Source organism: Siphonobacter sp. SORGH_AS_0500 (assembly GCF_002838835.1).
Lineage (GTDB): Bacteria > Bacteroidota > Bacteroidia > Cytophagales > Spirosomataceae > Siphonobacter.
The window spans coordinates 26873-44299 of sequence record NZ_NHPP01000025.1; the positions used below are offsets into that span (position 1 = coordinate 26873).

Genomic DNA, 17427 nt, shown 5'->3' on the forward strand with positions numbered 1-17427 from the left:
GCAAATTATATCACTTAAAATAATGATCGATGAGTCACGTATATTTTTCAATTAAATCTTCATGATTCAGATCGCTCCTAAGAGATATATCAATAAAAGTGATGAATATTGCCTTTAAATAATAATCTATTATATCTGATTTTAATAAGATTGGTCATGAGATTTTGCTTATTATATTATTGAGTATAAGAAAATATAATGAGGATTTAAAATTCATAATTATTTATTATGTGAATCTTAAATTTTACATTCTTTAAATGCTCATTCATGCTTTGTAATTTTTAGTATATTTGAAGAATTTCTGCCGTGGAACAGGTAATTAATAAAATAATTTAAAAATGAGAGAAGCGTTTGTGGCTTATTACCGAGTCTCCACTCAAAAGCAGGGAAGGTCCGGGTTAGGACTTGAAGCCCAGAAGCAGGCCGTTGAAAATTTTGTGACTTCCAGAGGGGAGGTGCTTACCAGCTTTACCGACATCGAATCCGGAAAGAAAAATGAACGGCCCCAACTACAGGCCGCCATCGCCCACTGTAAATCTAATGGAGCCACCTTACTCATCGCGAAACTGGATCGATTGACTCGTAATGTAGCCTTTGTCTTTACCCTTCGGGATTCGGGGGTGAACTTCGTGTGTTGCGACATGCCAGAAGCCAATACCCTCACCATTGGTATCCTGGCTACCATGGCTCAGCACGAGCGAGAGCTGATTGCAGATCGAACGAAAAAAGCTTTGGCCGAAAAGAAAAAAAGGGGTTTTACTTTAGGTACTCCGGCTAACTTAACGGAACAAGCTAAACGCAAAGGAACACTCCATACGCAATTGAATGCCCAGGCCGATCAAAACAACCGCCGGGCCGGAGCGTTCGCGAAGAAACTACGGGATTTTGGGTATAGCTGGGCCGAAATTGCTCGCCAACTTAATGCGAATGGATTTACTACTCGTAAGGGGGAAGCTTTCAGATTGTGCAGGTTCAGCGGGTTGTTAAACTATTTAAATAACTCATTAATTAGCTTATAATGGTGCATAGTAATGACGTAGACGATAGAGGAATTGACTTTGCTTTACATTTAGGTTAAGAGAAATATATCAATGTTTAATCGAAAACCATTTTAGAACTAATACTTATTTTTAGGAGATCATTATTTGACATGATACTATTTGTCGTATTTGACGATGATAAATGAGATTTGTAAAGATAGAAATTATGGATTAAAAGAATTAGCTGACTTACTGATTACTATTTTTTATAAGATAATATCCTTATTGGAGTTATATCGGGAATTAACTTTAATAAATATAGAGCTTAATAATAATCGTGGATAGTTATAGGGTTAAATCAACTAGTATATGATTTTGAATTGGTATTGAATAAATTTTACTTACTATAGAGAATGCAGCAAGTCATTCCATTTTTTTAAATGACTTGCTACGTTTTATCTTACTACTTCTTCAATCCATGTAAAGTAGCATAACTAGATACGGTAAGGCGATGTACTCCAAGGATTCGTGCAATAGCACTGTACGAAAAGATTGCCGGTTCAGCAATCTCTTTATAAAAATATTCTGTTTTGCGATCCCCGAGTCTACCTGCTTCGAAATCAATAAACTTTTGAACCAATCGCTTGTTCTGGGCGAAGACTCGTTCAAAAATACTTCCATCAAAAATGAACCACTCGTAAATGTTGGAAGCAATTACGTGTTTAATTTCTATGTTCTTACCAGTGATGCGTTCCCGTAAATAATATAAATGTAGTTCCTAGAAAGCTTTCGTATTAAGCTTTCCAAGGCTTAACATTTCTGCCTTATTAGTGGGCTTTTTAATTTCCAGTATAACGCCTACTGAAGTGTGGGAAGAGTTTCCATTGTGAATGACTAAATCATTACGACCCTTCGTGTTGATATAATGGTTAGGCGAGTAATACGTGGCTTCTAAAAAACGAGAAACAATATTCTTATGAAACTCTTCAGATTCCAGCTCATGAACCTGATCTAGCACTTGGATCAGGTTCTTTTTGAATTTTTTAATATCAATTCGATTAGGCTTAACTTTTAGAAAGGCTTTGTTAATTACCTGGCGGGGTTTCAGTAAAGAAAAACTCATAATCGTTGATTTCTATTGGTGCGGATTTGGTCAATTATAAAGTCAACCAAAATAAGAAATATAATCAATGATTAGATCTATTTTATATTTAATATTAACCTGAGCTATAAGGGTTAACTTAAAAATATATTACTTTCTACTTACGAATGAGTGAAGTTCTCTATGGATAGAAGGATGAACGATACTCGACGTTGTTCCGAGTAGGCTAAATGAGAACTGACCCACTCGTCGATATACCGATGAGAAATAAGTTGTTTGAACTCTTCTACGAGATAGGTCCGAATTGTTCCGGTGGTTTGAGCAAGCTCTGCCCAGATTGTATTTCTGTTATTGAGTAGGTAAATTATATCTTCAAAATCTGTACTTAGCCTTCCATCGTTTCCTCCCCGGCTTTTGAAAGCTTCTAGCTTTGTAGCTAAGAAATAAACCGGATGGAAAATACGGATAGTAATGCCTTCATCAATAGAAACATGGATTGCTTGCTTGAAGCCTTCCGCGTACCATCTATTGCTAAAACCTAGTATTGCCCCAGATGTAGGCATAACGTCTACTACTATTCCTTGTATTTTATAACGGCATATAACGCCCGATTCCGTATCATGAACAAACCTTTTTTTGCGAAGCTTTTCTTCAATAGTAGCATATTCATTGTAATGAGCTAGCTCAATCAGAATGTCTACATCATTGGTTGGGCGAATTTCTTCTGCTGGACGATCTTTGTAAAGAGAAACGGTTGCTCCTCCCACAAAAAGTACTTCATCCCCTAACTCCTCCAGAGCCAAGTAGACCGCTTTGATTCTCGTTATATTTTGTTGATGGCTCATAAAATGGACTTTTCTAATTCTTCTTTAGCAATGAGTATTTCTCTGGCTTGGCCAACTCTGAGAATATCAATGCTGGCTAACATTTTGTAGAATATCTCGTCCTTTTGAATGGCAGCAGGAACTCCAGGGTATAAGGGTTTGATGGCTTGCCCCCTGGTATCTCCGTCCTCATAAGGCCAGACCAGCTCTTGGCTGCTTATTAATTTTTCTCTAAAATAAGGATGAGAGTGGGCAGTTTTTATTCCAGTAACTAGAGAGCCAGGATTGACGGGGAAGGTATAGGGAAGTCCAAATTGTAAAAACTCGTATAAACGTTGCCTGAATACCTTTTTTCGGTCTTCCTGATAAAGTCCTGAAAATGCACTTCTTCTTAAAGACTGAGATATCTCAGACAAGCTAATATCTAAAGCAACGCTTAAATCACGATATTGCCAGGGCTTGTTCTCGTTGGAGAGTAGTACTATCTTCAGGAGAATAGCAATATCGTGCGGTCTCATACCCTTGTGATCATTCATGATTCAAATATAGCACTTGTTTGCTGTTTGCAAATCGCGAACAGCAAACAAGTGCTATATTTTTATATATCCAAAATAAAAAGCAATTAAGGCAAAGGGATTAAACTTCAACTATTTTGAGCGGTCGTCATGTAAATTCTTAGATTCGGATACTAGTACTTAATGTATGGTATAAACTACATAGGTATCCTCTTGCCCCCTGCCTGTTTACTAAGGTCTGCGGCTTGCATAAACGTAAAAATTTCCAGGGTTTGTTCGGGCGTTACCGGAGCTTTTCCGGTTTTAAAAAATTGAATGATTTCATCAATTAGAGGTCGATAGCCACTGAATGGGCCTAAGGTAGCGATGCCTTTTTCTCCGAAGGCTGTTCCGGCGATGGAGGCAGTCCCTTTGCGAATGCCCCGAACGGTTCCAATTCTTCCGTCACTCCAAACGCCCGTGATTAAATCAGTGTCCGGTTCGTGTATTCTACTCACGCTTTTACAGCCCGAACCCATCAGGGTAAAGAGCATTTCAACGCCGTGAATGCCGTACCAGGCCATATCCAAATGGTTCTTGTCAATCTCGGCGGGGGTATACACATCCGCTCCCAGCACTTTACCTATCGTCCCTTTCACTACCTGTTGGACACTCGGCTCAAAGCGTAAAGCCGAGGAAGAAAACACCGGCGTTTGGTAATCCGAAGCTGCTTTGAAAATGGCCTGGGCACCGGCCAGGTTGGGAGCAATGGGTTTATCGATAAATACGGGTTTTCGGGCCTTCAGAACGGGTAATACCTGAGACAGGTGCGGCCTACCGTCGTTGGTTTCCAGCAGTACATAATCTACTTTCTCAAGTAAGGCTTCAATGGAATCGACTAATTCGACGCCTAACTTTTTAACGCCTTCGATGCTCCCGGCTTAAGCTTTAGGCCGAGGGTATATCCTTGCTACCTTCAGGATAAGCGGCTACGACTTTAAAGCCATCATACGAACCTTCATTAATCAACTTTGTAAAGATTTGACTGTGAGAGGTATCTAGCCCAATAATTCCGATACGGTTCGCCTCTGGTGGAGACGTTTTGTGGAAAAGAAAAGGCAGGCTGCAACCGGCAAGTGTACTGGTTTCGAGAAACTTTCGTCGGGTTAACATGAACGGTGAACGAATCTTTAGAAGTGAAAATATAGCGAAAATCTGGAGCTTTAAACGTGATCTGAATCTGCCCTGTCAGTTGAATTTTTGGATTCATTTGAGCCGTCGTCAGGTGGAATTTTACGGAAGAAAAGCGAGATTTAAAGCGTTTCTGTTAGCACAAAAACATAATTCTGATTACATTGCTTTGTTTCTTTTTGAAAAGGATGGAGTCAGATCTACGGATCGAAAGACACGTTCTGATGGAACGGAACTTCCCGTTCCGATCAGCTTATTGAATGAATAATTACGATGACTAAACTAGTCGAGTCACCCAAAGCTTCCAGTAAAAGTTTCGATCCTAAACGTAGCATTCTGAGTTATTTTGCTAATGTTGGTAATGCCATCATTCCTGAGCTAGGGAAGGAATTATCCATTAGTGTGCCCAAGGTTACTTCGGTTGTCAATGAATTGATAGCGGAAGGGCTGGTGCAGGATTATGGCAAAATTGAATCGTCGGGTGGTCGGAAGCCTAACCTGTATGGAGTGGTTCCTCATTCGGCGTTTTTTCTGGGGGTGGATGTAAAGCAGACGCATATCAACATAGGCTTACTGGACTTGCAGAAAAACCTGCTGAAAGTAACCGAACACCTTCCCTTTGTTCTGGACAACACGCAGGTATCCCTGGATACGTTGTGTGAGCATATCAATGCATTCATCGAAGAGTTAACCGTGCCACGGACGAAAATTTTAGGCATTGGCATTAATCTCTCGGGCCGCATTAATTACGAAACGGGTTACAGTTATAGCTTTTACTTCTTCGAAGAACGTCCGCTGAGTGAGGTCATTGAGAAAAAGTAGGAATCAAAGTTTTTCTGGAAAATGACTCACGGGCTATGGCCTACGGGGAATTTTGTACGGGCATAGTAGACCGGGAACAGAACGTATTTTTTCTCAACCTGGATTACGGCATTGGCGTGGGCATACTCATTGAAGGCCAGTTGTATTACGGCAAATCTGGTTATGCGGGCGAACTCGGACACGTGCCTATTTTTGATAACGAAATTATCTGTCATTGTGGTAAAAAAGGGTGTCTGGAAACCGAAGCTTCGGGTTGGGCTTTAACCCGCATGTTTCGGGAAAAACTCAATGAAGGATCAACCTCGGTGCTGACCCGCAAGGGATTATCGCCGGATCAAATTCAGATGCAGGACATCATCGCCGCCGCCCTCAACGACGATGTATTAGCCATTGAACTCATTGCCAAACTCGGCGAAAATGTGGGTCGGGGCATTGCTTTCCTTATTAATGTGTTTAATCCTGAGTTAGTGATTTTGGGCGGCAGTCTGGCTCAGACGCAGGAATACATTCAATTACCCGTTAAAACTGCTCTGAATAAATATTCCTTAAGTCTGGTGAATAAAGACACGGAGGTAAAGATGTCCAGTCTGGGCGAGCACGCCGGAATTATCGGGGCCTGTCTGCTGGTAAGGGATCGCGTTCTTTCGCTTATCTAAGCTCTCCTTATTAGTCATCCCGAATAATTTGCTTTGGGATTATCTTCCTGATGGAGAGAGCGTTGTTCGTCCGCGACTTTGTCGCGGATGGCTGAGAAAGGCGTCTGTGACACTCAGTATTACCAACGCTTTTTCGGGTAACGCTGATGAACCGTAAACGCCCTCAACGATCATCTTTAACAAATAGAGAGACAAGTGAAGGTTGTCTCTCTATTTTAGTAAAACTAGCTTCTCAGGTCTGGCTTACTTGGTAGATACGGAGCGGGAAGGTTCCATGTATACCCAGTCTACGTAGAACAGTTCCTTTTTCGGTGCAGCCTGCGGATTGACAAACACGAAGTATAGGTCATGGAAACCCTTCGTTGGCTTTACCTGAGCTAGCATTTCCTTCCATTCGGGTCGGGAAGAGCCCGCCGCTGGTACGGTTAAACTGCTTACCAATGGCCCCTGCGGGCTATCGAGCCGCAACTCAATGGTGCCGCCAGGTGCCTGACTCTGAATCCGATATTTAAGTTGCTGAATCCCATTAAGATCCAATTGATTGAAAACCACATAGGTCTGATGGTAAATCTTGCGAATGTAAGAGACAAAATCCGTGCTGGCCGTAGCAATAATCACGCCGACATTACCCCGGTCATTATCTTCCATCTGAAGCAGTGGATTTCTCAGGAGCAGATGCTTCCGAGTGGTAAGGGCTTCAATCCCATGAGCTCCCTGATCGGTATATTGAGCCAGGAAAACATACGCTCCTTCGGCGGATTTTCCTTCGTGTCCTGTCAAAGTAAGGCTACCATTCGAAGGAAGCTTTTTTTGCTCATCCCCCAGCGAAAGAATGTAACTGACCATTTCCTGAGCATCGGCTTTGGGTAGGTCAGGGTGAGGACTCATGGCATATTTACCCCAGACACCGCTACCACCCTTGATGACTTTTTCGGTAAGGGTTTCTAGCACTTTCGTTCCTTTATATTTTTGGGCAATTGCCTGCAAACTGGGGCCAATGGATGCGGAAGCCAAAGCATGGCATGATTTACAATCTGACGCTTCGAAAAGACTTTTCCCCTGGGCGTGAGCAGAAATCTGGTGCGTATTTCCGGTCAATACACTCGCAATATCTTTTCCGAAGGGTAAGTAGGTAAAAGAGATTTGCGTGCGTTTCGGATCAATCCGCTGGTCTTCCGGGTCTTTAATGCTGACCCGATAATCCAGTTTACTTTTATCCCAGTAAAAGCTCTGATTTTGAGCTGACTGAATCTGGACAGTAGGAGGAGTGTTACCTACTTTCACCTGAACGCTGGTCGTACTTTCCGCTCCTTTGGAATCGGTTACTGTTAGTAAAACAGGATGAATACCGACTTTCGTGAACACATGGGTCAGCTCTTTCCCCGGATAGGTTCTGGACCCCACCTTCCAGCTAAAACGCAGGCTGTCTTCGGGATCGTAGTCTTTAGAGTGGGCTGCTGAAAAGCTTACTTTCAAAGGGGCAGCTCCGACCGTCTGATTGGCCTGAATGTCAGCAATGGGTCGGCGATTACCTTCGGCGTATTCAATGCGGTAGAGTCCGGCATCCGCATTATTGGCAAACCAGTTGGTGCCGTAGGCAAGCAGGTAGATCGAACCATCCCGGTTAAACTGCATATCAATGGGAGCCACGTAGTTCAGATGGCTCAGGAAAGGCTCCATGCTTTGATAGTTACCCTTTTCGTCTAAAGTAACAGCCATAATCCAGCGACGAATCCAGTCGTAAATGAAGACCTTGCCTTCATAATAGGCGGGCAGACGATACGGAGCATTTTTAAATTCATCCTGGTAATAGACAGGTCCAGCCATGGCACTAGCTCCCCCTTTACCCACCAGAGGCCAGCGTTTGGAAGGCCCTTTGCCGTACCAGATCAGAGCGGGCTGGGCGGGAGGAAGCTCTTTAAGACCTGTGTTATGAGGGGAGTTATTGACCGGATGGGCGGGGTCCTGTTTAGGGCCTTCTTTTTTGGTAGCAAAGTCGTATTTAGGGAAGGCTTCGTTGTTTCCCAGAAAATAAGGATACCCAAAAAAGCCCGGTTTGCGAGCCTGATTGATTTCGTCGTAACTCAGCGTACCTTCTTCAGCGGGAACCTGCGTATCCGGGCCCACGTCACCCCAGTAAACAAATCCATTTTTGGGATCTACGGAAATGCGGAAGGGGTTTCGGCAACCCATGACGTAAATTTCAGGCCGACCTTTTAGAGCCATCTTTGGGAAAAAGGTTACCATCGGGAATGCTGTAGGTTCCGTCGGCTTCGGGTTTAATACGAAGAATCTTCCCCCGCAAGTCATTACTATTGGCCGTAGAAGCCTGATCGTCCGACAGCTCGCGACCGGGACGTTCGTCGGTAGGGTTATGCCCCTCTATTTCCTCGGCATTGGTATTATCGCCCGTGGCTAAATACAACTCGCCCTGTTTTGAGAAAGTGAGGTAACCCGCTGAGTGACAGCAATATTTTCGCTGGGTAGGAATTTCAAGTAATACTTTTTTCGAAGCGGTAACAAGCTGATTATCCCGGAATTCATAGCGAGCGAGCTGACTTACCCAACGTTCTCCCCCCACGCCGTAGTACAGGTAAATCCAGTGGTTTTGTTCGTAATTCGGGTCAGCCGTAATGCCTAGAAAGCCATCTTCAATGCCGCTAAAGACATTCAAAGTGGCAATTTTAAGCAGTTGTTTCTGGGAGGCGTCGTATTTTCTAAGGCTGCCTTTTCGCTCGGCAATTAGGACATCGTTATTCGGTAATATCGCCATGCCCATCGGCTCATCCAAGCCCTGAACGAGAGGAATGGACGTAAACCTGCTGCTGTCAGGTTGAGCCTGAATCGCGGTTTTTTCGAAAAAGTATAGCTGGTCAAGCAACCCAGTATACCCAGAACTAGCACTGGAATTTTCATAAAGCAAACGAATAAAGAGGTTAATAAACCTGGATTATTTAGCCCGTTTTTCCAGGTCGGCTAAGGAAACTTCCAGAAGCCTGCCCAGCGGTTTACCCGCCCGGTACGCCAGTACCTTGATCCGGTCAGAACCTTTGGGAAAGAGGAATGGCTGCGTATACAAAGGAGCGTAAGAGTCTGGTAACGTGTTATCCGTCGTATAGTAAAGTTGAGTTCCCGGGATCTCGTGTTCCAGTACAATCTCCAGCGAACCCGAAGGATGTTTCTGAACGCTTACGAAAGGATTATACACACTGCGGGCATAGTTAACGCCCTGTTCATCGAAACGCTTGAAATGATTTTCTACCCGGCTTAGAAATTCCGGGAAATCTCTTTTTCTGCGGGGCGACCATAAAATTTCAGCGATGGCAAAAGCCCGGGGCCAGGTCATGTATTCCACGTGCCGGGCGTGGGGGACGTTTTCCGTCCACAAATTCCCCTGACCCCCCAATACCAGAGTTGCATCTACACTATCGGGCAGTGGTTCCAGCGTATACGTAGTGGATAACTTCAAATTTCCGTAGGAAGCCGGTTCTGCGGCAGGATCGCCCTGGTACAAATCCAGGTAAGAGAACTGGAAGGGAGTCATAATAACCGGGTGATTTTGCTTTGCCGCTTCAATCCCCCCGCGTAAGCCATGCCAGCTCATAACCGTAGCATCGGGAGCGAGTCCGCCCTCCAGAATTTCATCCCAGCCGATGAGTTTTTTACCCTTGGACTGCACGATTTTCTCGACCCGTTTGATGAAATAACTCTGTAATTCCTCCACGTTTTTAAGTTGATGCGTTTGCATGGTTTGCCGGCAGCTTTCGCATTTTTCCCAGAAACCCTTGTACGCTTCGTCGCCTCCCACGTGGATGTAGGGAGCGGGGAAAAGCTGAGCTACTTCCGTAAAGACCTGATCAATAAAAGCGTAAGTGCTTTCATTACAGGGATTTAAAGTATTGTCCTTCAACTTATAAAATTTACCGTTGGGGGGGACTTCGGCAGGGGCTTGTTCACAGGTCAGGTGCGGGTAGGCGGCAATGGCCGACATGATATGACCGGGCATGTCTATTTCAGGAATAACCGTGATGTGTCTTTGCTGAGCGTAGGCCACCACCTCCCTGATGTCGTCCTGGGTATAAAATCCGCCGTAGGAAGGGACTTCTCCTGATTCAGGGTTAGCAATGTCCCACCAGCGACCCGTTCGGGGCACTCGCCAGGCTCCTACCTGCGTCAGCTTGGGAAGACTCTTGATTTCGATTCGCCAGCCCTGGTCGTCGGTTAAATGCCAGTGAAAGACATTGAATTTGTAACGGGCCATCTGATCAATGTATCGCTTCACAAAAGCCTTATCAAAGAAATGGCGGCTCACGTCCAGCATAAGCCCCCGCCAGCCAAACCGGGGTTGATCCCGGATGTGTAATGCCGGAACAGGGTAGGACGAAGCGGTGTACGAAACGGGCAGTAATTGACGCAGGGTTTGTAAGCCGTAAAAAAGCCCCGCCATTTGTGTAGCCTTCAGCGTAAGGCTTTTAGGGCTGATGTGAAGGTCGTATCCTTCACGACCCAAGCTCAGCTTCGGGGTAATCTCAAAGAAAACCGTCGCTCCTGCGGGAGAAGAGGCTGATTTCAGAAAAGGGAGTTGCTCCTGAATCAACGCTCGTACTTCGGGGTTACTGGCGTAAAATCGTGTCTGAGTACTCAGCATAAAAGTACCCGAACCCATCTCAAGGCTTTCAGGTACAGGAATCAGAGCGGGCGTCTGCCCTTTTCCGAGCCCAGGGAAAAACAATAAGCAAAAAAGAGAAACGAAAATACATAGGTTTAGAGTTAAGAGCCTGCAAAGCCCGGTTAAGCAGGCCACTGGGTTTCAATGCCCTGGGAGCGAACGGTCTTTTGAAATTCTTCAAGCAATGAAGATTTTTCGTACACCGCCCTGGGTATCACCTGTTTTTGACGGGCAAAGGCTACCAGCATACCCACGGCTTCGCCAATGCTCCATTCCACGGGATGTAGTCGGTAACAGCCATTGGTAATGTGAGTGGTGCCAATGTTTTTATTGGCGGGCAGGAGGTTACGAACCCGCTGCGGAATCAAGGCTCCGAGCGGAATCTGAAAGGGCAGCGAGCCAAAATCAATGTAGTTATTCTGGGCCGTGCTGGGATGCAGGTCGATGTGATAATATCCTACGCCCACACTGTCTTTAAAGGGGGCGGCCAGCGTTTCTTTTTTACCCGTAACCTGGGCTCTCTGTTCGGCTCCCACGTGTTCTTCCCGAATGGTAAAGGCTGCTTTAATCCGTCGGGATTCGCGGATGTACGGATATTTGGCAAGTCCATCTTCCGTGCCCATAATATCCTCCCGGAGCCGGAGTCCCGCCCAGCCCGCTCCGCCGTCGGGGCGAGGAGCTTCGGTTTGCAACCAATACAACAGGGAAAGGCTTAACTGTTTGGCCCGATTGACGTGGTGCGTAAAATCTTTTTCACTGGCACCAATCAGGTTACCCAGGGTGTAATCATTCTGGGGCCAGTTGACGAGGGTAATGTCTCCGGGAAAAAATCCGGCTTTAAAATTGGCCTTGTTAATGATCCTCCGGTAATTCCACAAGTTCAGTTTATCGCCCGTAGCAATCCCTTCTGGATGGAAGCCCAGAGCTTTGGGGACCAGCGTTTTCGGATTGGAGTACGATAGATCGAGCAATTTCCCCGACCAGGCTGGCGTAAATTTAGGCGTGTAATTGGACCAGAAACTGTACTCTTTGGGTTTGTCAATGACAAAAGTGGATCCGGGAATGTAATCCAAAGCCATGCACATGGTGAAGGCCTGAACGTTATTGGGGTCGGCTTTTTCGGGGGCATGTAACTCATTGGTTTCTTTTCTGGATTCCGCTCCGGTAACGAATTCCGTTCGGGTCAGAGGTAATAAATCACCCAGTTCAGTTGCATCCACAAAATAAGGAGCCGTCAGAACTATCGTGGTACCTGTGGGGCGGTGGATGGCTTTCAGAGCTTTTACTTCATCGCCCTTCACGTCAGCTGCCGTTACCTTATAATTCAAAAGAATGCGTAATTGTCGGGAACTGAGGTAAGGGTTTAGCATCTGCTCCAAAACGGCCAGAGCTACCTTAGGTTCATGGCAAATTTTAGAAACGGTTCCATCGCCTGGATTGAAATACGTGCGGGATTTAGCGGCCTCCGTTAACGGATAAAACTGTTGATAATAGCGACGCACGGAGGTTCTGAATTCGCGGTACAGGCGAGTTGCTCCGTGCGTTTCAATCCAGTCGTGTTCATCGGGAGGAACGCCCTGTTGGGTTACCTGTCCGCCAATCCAGTCGGTTTCTTCGGTGAGAATAACCGTCTGCTGATTTCGTAAAGCCGCTAAAGCTGCGGCACAGCCACCCAGGCCTCCTCCGGCAATGACAACATCGGCGGTGTATTCCTGACCGCTGGCCTTTGAAAAAGAAGCGGCTTGCCCCGACAGGGGAAAGGCCAGAGCGGAGGAAGCCATTAAGCCCCCACTGCCCAGGGACAAACGCTCGATAAAATGACGACGATTCATACGTAATTATAAAAAAGAAGCTTCCCCCAGCTAAATCTTATCTGGGGGAAGGAAAATTTACCAATTAGGATTCTGCGTAAGCTTCGGATTAATATCTCGTTCGGTCTGAGGAACGGGTAATAGTTCCAATCGGGGATACCAGTACCGTTGTTCCCGCATGAACCGTTGGGATTCGCTGTTGTTATAAACGGGAATGTTATTCAGATCATGAGCTGCGGAGCTGGTGAACGTAGGAGGAGCGGCAAGGGTGGTTGCCGTTTTAGGAACGCCCACAATCTTCTGCGGCATGACCAGCTCTCCGATTCCGTACCGACGAATGTCAAACCAGCGGAAGCCTTCCATGGCCAGCTCCGCTACCCGTTCCCGACGAATGAGCTGACGCAGTTTCGTGGGACTGGTTCGAACCTCTGCTTCTACTACGGGCTGTTTGGCTCGCTGCCGGACTTGATTGATCGCATTGATTACGGAATCATCCACCTGATTTAACTCGATTTTAGCTTCAGCGTACAGCAGAAGAATTTCAGCGTATCGCATCAGAATAAAGCCTACCCGCGAAGTAAAGGCATTTTCTTCGGTTAAGGTATACTTGGCGTGCAGCAAACCTACTCCACTTTTGCCGGGACCAAAGGCGTTATCAAAATCGGCATTGGTGCGGGTAATCCAGCTACCGTCCGTATTTCGAAACGAGGTGGTATTCTGATAAATGGTGTAAACCAGCGTCTGCAAATTCATGCGGATGGTATCACCGGGCAAGGCTACCGTATACTTTAAGCGAAGATCGCGGTTACGGCTGGGTTTGCTGGGGTCATAAACCGTAGATTCATCAATCCGTTTGCCATCTTTGGCTTCAAACATATCGACGAGTCTTTGTTGGGGGAATCGTCCCGATTGCCCGCCCGCTGACCGGGAGATACTGCCCAGCGGCAGGTACGTAATCGAATTGGCATCGGCTTCCGAGTGCAGGACATGAAACATGATTTCTTTGCCCGCATTACTGAGTTGTCCGGTTCTGGTGAATAAATCCCCAAAGTTTGGATTCAGACTCAATCCTGCTCCGTCGATGATTTGTTTGGAAGCATTCGCCGCAACCTGGTATTCTTTATTATACAAAGCGGTGCGAGCTTTCAAGCCCAGAGCAACCGCCTTACTAACCCGTCCGTAGTCCGCTGGGGCCCAGGCCAGAACGCTACTTGCTGCGTCGAGTTCATCGTAAATAAATTTGATGATCTCGGCTTTTGACGTTCGGGTTTGTGTGTAAAATTCTTCTGGCGATAAAGGTTTCGTGAGTAAGGGAGCATCGCCAAACATAAAAGCCAGGTAAAAGTAAGCATAGGCCCGTAAGACCCGGGCTTCGGCCTGCAAGCGGTTATACGTAGCCGCCGGAACATTCCCTTTCCCTTTTTCCATGCCTTCAATCATCGTGTTCGCTCGTTGAATGGTCGCATAGGCAAAGGTCCAGATGTTTTGGGCGTGAGCGTTGTACACATCAATATTGCCTTCGCCTAAATCAAGTCCACGCAGCAGGGCTAAATCCGTCCAACCATCCATCATGGACTGATAGGGCGTGTTTCCCGTATTCCAGTAGGCCGAACGGTATAGGGCTGTTAAGGCTCCGTTCATTTCGTTCTGGTTATTGAAAAACTCACCCGTAGCCGGGGCATCCAAGGGGGCCTGGGCTAAGTAATCTTTGCAACCCGAAAACAGGGTCATCGATACGCAAAGGCTTAGTATAGAGAGGAATCTGTATTTCATGAGGGTTAAAAATTAAGATTTAAACCGACGGTGTAGGTACGCATGATGGGGTAAAACTCACCACCCGTATCCCGTTGTTCAGGATCGAAACCGGGGAAGAAGTTAGTCCAGGTAATCAGGTTCTGGCCGCTGAGGTAAATACGAGCCGATTTGATTCGAGCCTTATTGGTAAAGCCCGTAGGCAGGGTATAGCCTACCACCATATTTTTGAGACGTAAGTAAGCCGCCGAACGTACCCAGAAAGAGGAGGTTACGTAGTTGTTGGGCATACTGTTAACGGTCAGACGCGGATAGGCAGCATTGGTGTTGTCAGACGACCAGGAATCTTTCTGATACTCAAACATGGTCCCCTGGAAGTTGGAGGAGAAGAACGGGCGGGCCGCCGTTCCCGACAGGTAATTATCCTTTTTCCCTACACCCTGAAGGAAAACGGTAAAGTCAAATCCTTTATACTGGCCGGAGAGGTTAAGACTGTATTCGTAGCGTGGGAAGTAGTTACCCAGGATGGTGCGATCATACCCATCGATTTTTCCGTCTGGCTTGCCCTCGGGGCCGCTGATGTCCCGGTAGCGAATATCACCGGGAGCGGTGTTGCCGTAATGGAAAGGGGCATTTTTTACTTCTTCTGCCGTCTGGAAAAACCCATCCGCCAGATAGCCGTAATACGAATCCAGAGCAGAGCCTTCCTGCTGAATGGTAGCTCCGTTGATGATAGGTTTACCGCCATTGCGTAACAGCGTATTTTTGACATCCGAAGCATTTAATTGAACCTGGTAACTAAAAGCTCCGACTTTATCACGCCAGCCTAGTCCTAGCTCCCAGCCTTTGTTTCGCATAGAACCGGAGTTTACAAACGGAGCGGTTAAGCCCACATACGAAGGAATGGGGACCAACTGAAGCATATCGACAATATCCCGCTGGAAGAAATCAGCCGTCAGGTTAAGTCGTTTTGAGCAGACTCATGTCAAAACCCAGATCCAGAATCCGGGAGGTTTCCCAGCGAATTCCTGCATTAGCCGCGTTCGTAAGAGCATAACCAGGCACGACGACATTACCGAAGTAGTAGTTATAAGCCGTTCCCGAATTAAATAAAGCGTAGGTCGGGTAGTAGTCTGCTACCCCGCCACGAATCAGATTTTGGTTACCCAGAGATCCGTACGAAGCCCGGATTTTGGCTTCGCTAATGGTAGAGCGAAGACTTTCCCAGAAGGATTCCTGAGAAATCCGCCAGCCGCCAGAGACGGAAGGGAAGAGCTTCCACCAGTTGTTTTCCCGGAAACGGGAAGAGGCATCCCAGCGGCCATTGACTTCCAGCAAATAACGCTCGTCATAGGTATAATTCAGTCGAGCGTAAGCCGACACCATGGAAAAGCGGCTTTCGCCTCCGTTCAGCGTCTGTCCTAACTGATCACCACTACTTAGGTAAGGACGGTCGGGCGAGAGTAAATTCTGACGGAAGGTGTTGATAAAGCTCGTTTTGAAATCTTCTGTGCTGAAGCCCGCCAGACCCGTAAAGGCGTGTTTACCCAGGGCTTTGGTGTACGTGGCCTGGGCCCGGAATAGATTTTGGTTATTCTGGGAAATGTTATCGGAGAGTGAGTTAAGAGCGGGCCACGAACGTTGATAAATCATGGTATTATTAGCCACGTCCGCTGAATAGATGTCGTACTGATCGACGAAATTGCGAGCCCGATTGGTGTAATAGTTCGAGCTGTAGGTGGCTAGTAATTCCAGCCCTTCGATGGGGGTATAGGTAAGGGTTCCTTTGATGATGCGGGAATCCGTTAAGCTACGGTCAAAACCACCGTCCTGGGCCTTGGCGGCAGGGTTAGAGTTAGCCCAGCCTTCGCCCCACTGTCCGGTATCGAAACGGCCTGGGGTAATGGCGGGAAGCCCAATCATCTCACGAATCAGGTACTGAGGCGAAGATTGTCCCGGCCAGAGTCGGTTGGAATTATTTAATACCAGATCCACCGAGGCATTCAGCTTTTTCGTGATACTAATATCCGTGTTAAAGCGAAGGTCCAGGCGTTTGTAATTGGTGTTCGCTGTGAGTCCGTTTTGATTTAAAAAACTGCCCGAAGCAAAGGTTTTAATGCGATCACCACCCACGGAGAGGGTGAGGCTGTGGTTTTGCATCAGCCCGGAATTGGTCAGCACCAGTTTTTGCCAGTCGGTGTTGAAAATGGTTTTATTATCCGGGCCTGTGTTCTGGTAAGCCGCAATTTGCTGGGTAAAAGTGGCGGGAAGTCCGCTGTTAGCCTGGGCTACATCCCAGTACATCATGTGTTCCAGAGCACTTACTTTCTTCGGTAAATCCGTAGGACTTTGCTTCAAAGCGTAGCTATTATAGCTGATGTTAACGCCTTTGGCTCCGCGTTTGGTCGTGACCAAGACCACCCCATTGGCGGCTCGGGAACCGTAAACGGCGGCAGCGGCGGCATCCTTTAAAATGGAAATGCTGGCGATGTTATTCGGATCAATGGCATCCAGACTCATCTCCACGTTGTCCACCAGAATCAAAGGACTCTGACCCGCATTGATAGAGCCTACGCCCCGAATGCGAATGGTGCCAGCATCCCCGCCGGGTACGCCCGACTGCTGGGTAATGGTTACGCCGGGAGCGGCTCCCTGCAGGGCCAGGGAAGTAGAACCTACCTGACGATTGGTGAGGGTTTTGGGTTCGATAATGGCCACCGATCCGGTCAGATTGACCTTTTTCTGAGTGCCATAGCCCACCACGACTACCTCGTTTAATTTCTTGGATTCTTCACTAAGCACCGCGTTATACTCCCCGGCTCCATTAAAAGGAACTTCCTGCGTAGTGGTGCCGAGGTAAGAAAAGACCAGTATCCCCGAAGGGCTACCGGGTCTGAGCGTATAGCGTCCATCGGTGTCCGTGGTGGTACCTGTAGTAGTGTTTTTAACAACTACCGTTACTCCGGGTAGGGCCTCTCCATTATCCGCCGTTACCCTGCCTCTTACGATCAGACTTTGTGCTGAAAGTGTACATACTTGCATCAGCACCAGAAAAAAGGCTAGCAGCCATTCCCGGTGCCGGGATTGGGTAAAATTCATCATCGCATGAAGTAAAATATGAGGTGA

General features: G+C 46.7%; 16 protein-coding genes and 1 pseudogene. 4 read left to right on the forward strand and 13 right to left on the reverse strand.

Features of this window, described 5'->3' with window-relative positions; genetic code table 11:
* Positions 1-338: 338 nt before the first annotated feature.
* A complete protein-coding gene (locus BWI96_RS20175) occupies positions 339-1019 on the forward strand; it encodes a recombinase family protein (protein WP_106638313.1) in 681 nt (226 codons plus the stop codon).
* Positions 1020-1758: 739 nt separating this feature from the next.
* Here BWI96_RS20175 and BWI96_RS20185 read toward each other — a convergent pair.
* The 6 genes and pseudogenes from BWI96_RS20185 to BWI96_RS22675 all read right to left on the reverse strand — a co-directional run bounded on the left by BWI96_RS20185 (position 1759) and on the right by BWI96_RS22675 (position 4573).
* Positions 1759-2103 (reverse strand): hypothetical protein, encoded by a 345-nt coding sequence (locus tag BWI96_RS20185; RefSeq protein WP_106638315.1) that lies wholly within the window; start codon positions 2101-2103, stop codon positions 1759-1761.
* A gap of 140 nt (positions 2104-2243) precedes the next feature.
* Positions 2244-2927, reverse strand: a complete 684-nt coding sequence (locus tag BWI96_RS20190; RefSeq protein WP_106638316.1) for a hypothetical protein — start codon at positions 2925-2927, stop codon at positions 2244-2246.
* Positions 2924-3442 (reverse strand): hypothetical protein, encoded by a 519-nt coding sequence (locus BWI96_RS20195; RefSeq protein ID WP_232793836.1) that lies wholly within the window; start codon positions 3440-3442, stop codon positions 2924-2926. Before BWI96_RS20195 ends, BWI96_RS20190 begins: the two co-directional genes overlap by 4 nt.
* A gap of 176 nt (positions 3443-3618) precedes the next feature.
* Positions 3619-4107 carry a hypothetical protein gene (locus tag BWI96_RS22665; protein ID WP_232793837.1) on the reverse strand — a complete coding sequence of 163 codons (489 nt, stop codon included), beginning with the start codon at positions 4105-4107 and terminating at the stop codon, positions 3619-3621.
* A 63-nt stretch (positions 4108-4170) separates the two neighbouring features.
* Positions 4171-4332, reverse strand: a pseudogene (locus tag BWI96_RS22670) (Gfo/Idh/MocA family oxidoreductase); the annotation flags it as partial.
* Between the two features lie 16 nt (positions 4333-4348).
* Positions 4349-4573, reverse strand: coding sequence for a hypothetical protein (locus BWI96_RS22675; RefSeq protein WP_232793838.1), 225 nt, complete (start codon positions 4571-4573; stop codon positions 4349-4351).
* Here BWI96_RS22675 and BWI96_RS20205 point away from each other — a divergent pair.
* Genes BWI96_RS20205 through BWI96_RS22685 form a run of 3 tightly spaced genes read left to right on the forward strand, consistent with a single transcriptional unit; the run spans position 4572 to position 6069 of the window.
* Positions 4572-4859: a hypothetical protein gene (locus BWI96_RS20205; RefSeq protein WP_106638317.1), complete on the forward strand. Its 288-nt coding sequence runs from the start codon at positions 4572-4574 to the stop codon at positions 4857-4859. The genes BWI96_RS22675 and BWI96_RS20205 overlap by 2 nt on opposite strands.
* A gap of 5 nt (positions 4860-4864) precedes the next feature.
* Complete coding sequence (locus BWI96_RS22680) at positions 4865-5413, forward strand: hypothetical protein (protein WP_232793839.1); 549 nt, start codon at positions 4865-4867, stop codon at positions 5411-5413.
* A 35-nt stretch (positions 5414-5448) separates the two neighbouring features.
* On the forward strand, positions 5449-6069 hold the full coding sequence (locus tag BWI96_RS22685; RefSeq protein ID WP_232793840.1) for an ROK family protein: 621 nt from the start codon (positions 5449-5451) through the stop codon (positions 6067-6069).
* A gap of 243 nt (positions 6070-6312) precedes the next feature.
* Here BWI96_RS22685 and BWI96_RS20215 read toward each other — a convergent pair whose 3' ends face one another.
* Genes BWI96_RS20215 through BWI96_RS20240 form a run of 7 tightly spaced genes read right to left on the reverse strand, consistent with a single transcriptional unit; the run spans position 6313 to position 17403 of the window.
* Positions 6313-8295, reverse strand: coding sequence for a carbohydrate-binding protein (locus BWI96_RS20215; protein ID WP_232793841.1), 1983 nt, complete (start codon positions 8293-8295; stop codon positions 6313-6315).
* The gene (locus tag BWI96_RS22690) at positions 8273-8992 is read right to left on the reverse strand and encodes a sorbosone dehydrogenase family protein (protein WP_232793842.1); all 720 of its coding nucleotides are present in this window, start codon (positions 8990-8992) and stop codon (positions 8273-8275) included. The genes BWI96_RS20215 and BWI96_RS22690 overlap by 23 nt, the downstream gene beginning before the upstream one ends.
* A 27-nt stretch (positions 8993-9019) precedes the next feature.
* A complete protein-coding gene (locus BWI96_RS20220; RefSeq protein WP_198555328.1) occupies positions 9020-10873 on the reverse strand; it encodes a beta-N-acetylhexosaminidase in 1854 nt (617 codons plus the stop codon).
* The gene (locus BWI96_RS20225) at positions 10861-12570 is read right to left on the reverse strand and encodes an FAD-dependent oxidoreductase (protein WP_106638318.1); all 1710 of its coding nucleotides are present in this window, start codon (positions 12568-12570) and stop codon (positions 10861-10863) included. The genes BWI96_RS20220 and BWI96_RS20225 overlap by 13 nt, the downstream gene beginning before the upstream one ends.
* Positions 12571-12627: 57 nt before the next feature.
* Positions 12628-14322: a RagB/SusD family nutrient uptake outer membrane protein gene (locus BWI96_RS20230; RefSeq protein ID WP_106638319.1), complete on the reverse strand. Its 1695-nt coding sequence runs from the start codon at positions 14320-14322 to the stop codon at positions 12628-12630.
* Positions 14323-14327: 5 nt separating this feature from the next.
* The gene (locus BWI96_RS20235; protein ID WP_106638320.1) at positions 14328-15224 is read right to left on the reverse strand and encodes a hypothetical protein; all 897 of its coding nucleotides are present in this window, start codon (positions 15222-15224) and stop codon (positions 14328-14330) included.
* A 37-nt stretch (positions 15225-15261) separates the two neighbouring features.
* Positions 15262-17403, reverse strand: a complete 2142-nt coding sequence (locus BWI96_RS20240) for a SusC/RagA family TonB-linked outer membrane protein (protein WP_106638321.1) — start codon at positions 17401-17403, stop codon at positions 15262-15264.
* Between the last annotated feature and the right edge of the window lie 24 nt (positions 17404-17427).

Excerpts from the sequence above, each read along its gene's own strand:
- BWI96_RS20175 (WP_106638313.1), top strand. The coding sequence starts at position 339 with ATGAGAGAAGCGTTTGTGGCTTATTACCGAGTCTCCACTCAAAAGCAG.
- BWI96_RS20185 (WP_106638315.1), bottom strand. The coding sequence starts at position 2,103 with ATGAGTTTTTCTTTACTGAAACCCCGCCAGGTAATTAACAAAGCCTTT.
- BWI96_RS20190 (WP_106638316.1), bottom strand. The coding sequence starts at position 2,927 with ATGAGCCATCAACAAAATATAACGAGAATCAAAGCGGTCTACTTGGCT.
- BWI96_RS20195 (WP_232793836.1), bottom strand. The coding sequence starts at position 3,442 with ATGAATGATCACAAGGGTATGAGACCGCACGATATTGCTATTCTCCTG.
- BWI96_RS20205 (WP_106638317.1), top strand. The coding sequence starts at position 4,572 with ATGAACGGTGAACGAATCTTTAGAAGTGAAAATATAGCGAAAATCTGG.
- BWI96_RS22675 (WP_232793838.1), bottom strand. The coding sequence starts at position 4,573 with ATGTTAACCCGACGAAAGTTTCTCGAAACCAGTACACTTGCCGGTTGC.
- BWI96_RS22680 (WP_232793839.1), top strand. The coding sequence starts at position 4,865 with ATGACTAAACTAGTCGAGTCACCCAAAGCTTCCAGTAAAAGTTTCGAT.
- BWI96_RS22685 (WP_232793840.1), top strand. The coding sequence starts at position 5,449 with ATGGCCTACGGGGAATTTTGTACGGGCATAGTAGACCGGGAACAGAAC.
- BWI96_RS20215 (WP_232793841.1), bottom strand. The coding sequence starts at position 8,295 with ATGGCTCTAAAAGGTCGGCCTGAAATTTACGTCATGGGTTGCCGAAAC.
- BWI96_RS20225 (WP_106638318.1), bottom strand. The coding sequence starts at position 12,570 with ATGAATCGTCGTCATTTTATCGAGCGTTTGTCCCTGGGCAGTGGGGGC.
- BWI96_RS20230 (WP_106638319.1), bottom strand. The coding sequence starts at position 14,322 with ATGAAATACAGATTCCTCTCTATACTAAGCCTTTGCGTATCGATGACC.
- BWI96_RS20235 (WP_106638320.1), bottom strand. The coding sequence starts at position 15,224 with ATGCTTCAGTTGGTCCCCATTCCTTCGTATGTGGGCTTAACCGCTCCG.
- BWI96_RS20240 (WP_106638321.1), bottom strand. The coding sequence starts at position 17,403 with ATGATGAATTTTACCCAATCCCGGCACCGGGAATGGCTGCTAGCCTTT.